Consider the following 4,752-nt stretch of genomic DNA (forward strand, 5'->3'; position numbering starts at 1 on the left):
CCGTCTCCACGAAGGCCCGAAGCAGTGTCATGTCCATAGAGATATAGTATTTACCTATGGGATTTATAGGAATACCGCCATTGCTGCCTATACCTGGAATCCCTATCCTTCCAACAGAGATATCCGCGTGCGCCGCCGTGGTTGCAGCGCGCGTCCCTCTGCCAGACCAACTCCGTTCGGAGAGAGAGATCGATGGAAGGACATTCCGGTGGAAACGGGGGCAAGTGCCCCGTGATGCACGGTGCGGCCGCCGCGCCGAAGACGATGGCCGGCCCGCACGGTCGCACCAACCGCGACTGGTGGCCCAATGCCCTCAACGTGGGCATCCTGCGTCAGCATTCGTCGCTCTCCAATCCGCTCCCCGGCTACAAGTACAGCGAAGCGCTCAAGCAGCTCGACGTGGACGCGCTCAAGGCCGACCTCGTGGCGCTCCAGACGGACTCGAAGGATTGGTGGCCGGCCGACTACGGTCACTACGGCCCGTTCTTCGTGCGCATGGCGTGGCACAGCGCCGGCACCTATCGCACGGCCGACGGCCGCGGTGGTGCGGGCAGCGGCACGCAGCGTTTCGCGCCCCTCAACAGCTGGCCCGATAACGGTAACCTCGACAAGGCCCGTCGCCTGCTGTGGCCGATCAAGCAGAAGTACGGCAACACGATTTCGTGGGCCGACCTCTTCATCCTCGCCGCCGACATCGGCATGGAAACGATGGGCTTCAAGCCCTTCGGCTTCAGCTTCGGTCGTGAAGACGTGTGGGAGCCCGAGCAGGACATCTACTGGGGCAGCGAAGGCGAGTGGCTCGCCACCAGCGAGAAGGCAAACAGCCGCTACACGGGCGATCGTGAGCTCGAGAATCCGCTCGCGGCCGTGCAGATGGGTCTCATCTACGTGAACCCCGAAGGCCCGGACGGCGTCGCCGATCCGATGGCCTCCGCCCGCGACATCCGCGAGACGTTCGCGCGCATGGCGATGAACGACGAAGAGACGGTGGCCCTCGTGGCCGGCGGTCACACCTTCGGCAAGATGCACGGCGCCGGCGATACGGCCCTCGTGGGCCCCGAGCCGGAAGGCGCGCCGATCGAAATGATGGGCCTCGGCTGGGCCAACAGCTTCGGCACCGGCAAGGGCGCGCACACCACCACGTCGGGGCTCGAAGGCGCCTGGACGCCGAACCCCACCAAGTGGGACAACGGCTACTTCGACACGCTCTTCGGCTTCGAGTGGGAGCTCACCAAGAGCCCGGCCGGCGCGCAGATCTGGGAGCCCACCGACAAGGAAGCGTCGCTCGTGGTGCCCGATGCGCACGACGCGAGCAAGAAGGTGCGTCCGGCCATGAGCACCGCCGATATCGCGCTCCGCACCGACCCGTCGTACCTCGAGATCTCCAAGCGCTTCCATCAGGACCCGCAGGCGTTCCACGACGCCTTCGCGCGCGCCTGGTTCAAGCTCACGCACCGCGACATGGGCCCCAAGACGCGCTACGCGGGTCCGTGGATTCCGCAGGAAACGCTGTTGTGGCAGGATCCCATCCCCGCGTGTGACCATGCGGTGATCGACGCGGCCGACATCGCCGCGCTCAAGGGCAAGATCCTCGCGAGCGGCCTGCCGATTGCGCAGCTCGTGTACGTGGCGTGGTCATCGGCCAGCACCTTCCGCGGCAGCGACAAGCGCGGTGGTGCCAACGGCGCGCGCATCCGCCTCGAGCCGGCGAAGCAGTGGGAAGTGAACCAGCCCGCGAAGCTCACGCGCGTGCTCGACATCTACGAGACGATCCAGAAGGAGTTCAACGCCTCGGCCACGGGTGGCACGCAGGTGTCGATCGCCGATCTCATCGTACTCGGCGGCGCGGCGGCCATCGAAGCGGCGGCCAAGAAGGCCGGCTTCGACATCACCGTGCCGTTCACGCCCGGCCGTATGGATGCCACGCAGGAACACACCGACGCGCATTCGTACGCGGTGCTCGAGCCGCAGGCCGACGGCTTCCGTAATTACCAGAAGGCGGTGTACAGCAAGCCGGCCGAAGAGCTGCTCGTGGACAAGGCGCAGCTGCTGGGCCTCACGGCGCCCGAGATGACGGTGCTGGTGGGTGGCATGCGCGCGCTCGGTGCCAACTACGGCGCCACCAAGCACGGCGTGCTCACCGACCGTCCGGAAACGCTGTCGAACGACTTCTTCGTGAACCTGCTCAGCATGGACACGAAGTGGGCGCCGATGAGCGGCAGCACGGAAGTGTTCGAAGGCCGTGACCGCGTGACCGGCGATGTGAAGTACACCGCCACGCGCGTGGACCTCATCTTCGGCTCGCACAGCGAACTGCGCGCCGTGGCCGAAGTGTACGGCCAGCACGACAACCAGGAGAAGTTCGTCCACGACTTCGTGGCCGCCTGGAACAAGGTGATGAACGCGGACCGCTTCGACCTCGCGTAATCGCCGCTGAAGCGATCAAGGGGTCAGTGTCGTTGATCTTCAACGACACTGACCCCTTGATCGTTTGCAGCCGCTCTGCTCAGAGATAGAACAGCAGATCGAGCGACGGCGGCCGCACACCCGCGTTACGCAGCAACACCACCATCTGCGCACTGTGCCGCACTTCGTGAATCATCACGTGCCAGAGCAACCCGTCTACGGTGAGCTGCTTGTCCGGCCAGTCGGCCACCGTCACCACGCGCGCGAGATCGGCGGCACTCAGCGTGGCGATGAAGTCGCAGCTCTCGTTCTCCACCGCCGACCAATAGTCGAGCAGCAGCGCGAGCGGCACATCAGCGAATGCCGGTCCGCCGGGACTCGCCCGCAGAGTCGGGAACTGCTCCTGAACCATCGGGAGCCGGCGAATGTCTCCCTGTACCCAACCATCTTCCACCTCGATGACATGAAAGAGCATGTCCTTGAGGCAGCGGAAGCGATCGGCGACGACGAGCGGGCGTGAGAGTACGTCGTCTGGCGTCGCTTCCAACGTGGCGCGCAGATCCCGACGGGTGCGCACCACGTAGTCGTACATCTCCTGCAGCGTCACGGCATTGCCGCTTTGAACTGCTTGATCGCTGCGTTCACCTTGAAGTCGATCGCGATCTTGCCGATCTCGGGGCTGGCCTTGGTGGGGTCACCCTGTACGCCGGCATCGGGGCTGCCGCCGTTGGGCGCCATCTTGTCCTTGCGAATGCCCTGCGAGAACACGTACAGCAGCTGCGACGTGTCGCTGGTACCGGCATGCGAGCCCACCATCTGCTCGCTCCACCCGTACGTCTTGTTGAGGTAATCGCGAATGAGAATGCGCCCCTGCTCGTAGTAGTCGGTGAGCGCGTGCACACGAATGCCGGCCCCGCCCCATTCCGCGTTGAGCGCCTTGGCGATGTTGGTCATGCCACGCTGATTCGGGCCACTATCGCCAATGAGGATGATGTCGGTAAATCCGTGCACCTTGAGCGAGCGCACCGCCGCATCGAGCACCTTCTCGTACGCCGGATCGGGCAGCGAGATCACGCCGGGCTTGTCGCCCCAGTTGGGACGGTTGTAGTCACCCTCGGGCACGTACTGCAGCGTGGGCGCGATCAGCGCATTGCCCAGTCGCTGCGCCAGCACACCGGCCGCGAAGGTCACGATGTAGTTGTGCTTCCCCATCACCATGTGGGGGCCGTTCTGTTCGGTCCCGCCGGTGGGGATGATCGCCACCTTCTTGCCACCGGCAATCGCGTCGCGGATTTCCGTCCACGTCATCGACTCCATGTACGGGGCAGCGTACGGATCGGGACGGTCCTGCGCGGCGAGCGGCGAGGTCGCGACGAACGCGGCCAATGCCGCGGTACGCAGCATACGGTGCATCGTGGTAGTCATCACTTGCTCCCTCCCGCCCGCAGCGTGCGAATCTGATTGAGTGCGTTGTCGATCTTGATCTTGAGCAGTTCGGCGCCGATCTCGGCGCTCGCCTTGGTGGGGTCACCGTTCACCCCACTGTCGGGCGCGCCGCCGTTCCGCGCGAAGCGTTCCTTCCGCACCAGCTTGGGGTTCACGTACAGCAGCTCCGACGTGTCGAGCATGCCGGCGTGGCTGCCGATGTCCTCGTCGGTGTACCCCTTGCCCCGCAGCATCACACGCATGTCTTCGCCGGCCTTGGTGTAGTAGTCACCGATGAACAGGGCGCGCGCACTGCCCCCCCATTCGGCGTTCAACTGCTCGGCCGCCTTCTGCATGCCGCGCTGATTGCCGCCGCTATCGCCGATGTAGATGATCTGCGTGAAGCCGCCATTCTTGAGGGAGCGCGCCGCATGTACGAGCAGCTCCACGAAGCGGTCTTCGGGCAGCGTGATGGTGCCCGGCTTGGCCATGTGCCCGCGCGCCGGTTCCCAGCTGCCTTCGGGCACATAGGTGACGATGGGTGCCACCAACGCATCGCCGAGTGCGCGCGCGATGCGCTCGGTGGTGTGCGTGAGCACCCACTTGTGCTCACCGTCCACCATGTGGGGCCCCTTCTGCTCCTGCCCCGCCGTGCCGATGATGACCGAGCGGGTGCCCGCCTGCATGCGGTCACGGATCTCGGTCCAGGTGAGTTCGTCGATGAAGACGGGGGGCGTACCCTGCGCGTGCAGCGCCGCGGGCATCGAGAGCAGCAAGGCGAACGCTGCGGTACGCAGCATCGTCGAGCGGGAGGTGTGGTGCATCGGGCAGCTCAGGAAGGAGGAGCGTGGGAGCACGAAGGGGGCGAGATGCGCACGAACTTCGCCCCCGGAGGCGATCACGGCAACCGCGCCCGCGGCG

General features: G+C 65.4%; 4 protein-coding genes. 1 reads left to right on the top strand and 3 read right to left on the bottom strand.

Features of this window, described 5'->3' with window-relative positions; genetic code table 11:
• Positions 1-192 precede the first annotated feature (192 nt).
• A complete protein-coding gene (gene katG / locus ACIQ6O_RS13040; RefSeq protein ID WP_396208226.1) occupies positions 193-2,427 on the top strand; it encodes a catalase/peroxidase HPI in 2,235 nt (744 codons plus the stop codon).
• Positions 2,428-2,506: 79 nt separating this feature from the next.
• Here katG and ACIQ6O_RS13045 read toward each other — a convergent pair whose 3' ends face one another.
• From ACIQ6O_RS13045 to ACIQ6O_RS13055, 3 genes are all read right to left on the bottom strand, one after another.
• On the bottom strand, positions 2,507-3,013 hold the full coding sequence (locus ACIQ6O_RS13045) for a DinB family protein (RefSeq protein ID WP_396208227.1): 507 nt from the start codon (positions 3,011-3,013) through the stop codon (positions 2,507-2,509).
• Positions 3,010-3,831 carry a creatininase family protein gene (locus tag ACIQ6O_RS13050; protein WP_396208228.1) on the bottom strand — a complete coding sequence of 274 codons (822 nt, stop codon included), beginning with the start codon at positions 3,829-3,831 and terminating at the stop codon, positions 3,010-3,012. Before ACIQ6O_RS13050 ends, ACIQ6O_RS13045 begins: the two co-directional genes overlap by 4 nt.
• Positions 3,831-4,752: creatininase family protein (locus ACIQ6O_RS13055; RefSeq protein WP_396208229.1), on the bottom strand; the 922-nt coding region annotated here is incomplete at its 5' end. The genes ACIQ6O_RS13050 and ACIQ6O_RS13055, both read right to left, overlap by 1 nt.

Origin of the sequence: Gemmatimonas sp., from assembly GCF_044345575.1 — a bacterium.
In the GTDB taxonomy this organism is placed as follows: domain Bacteria; phylum Gemmatimonadota; class Gemmatimonadetes; order Gemmatimonadales; family Gemmatimonadaceae; genus Gemmatimonas.

Excerpts from the sequence above, each read along its gene's own strand:
- katG (WP_396208226.1), top strand. The coding sequence starts at position 193 with ATGGAAGGACATTCCGGTGGAAACGGGGGCAAGTGCCCCGTGATGCAC.
- ACIQ6O_RS13050 (WP_396208228.1), bottom strand. The coding sequence starts at position 3,831 with ATGACTACCACGATGCACCGTATGCTGCGTACCGCGGCATTGGCCGCG.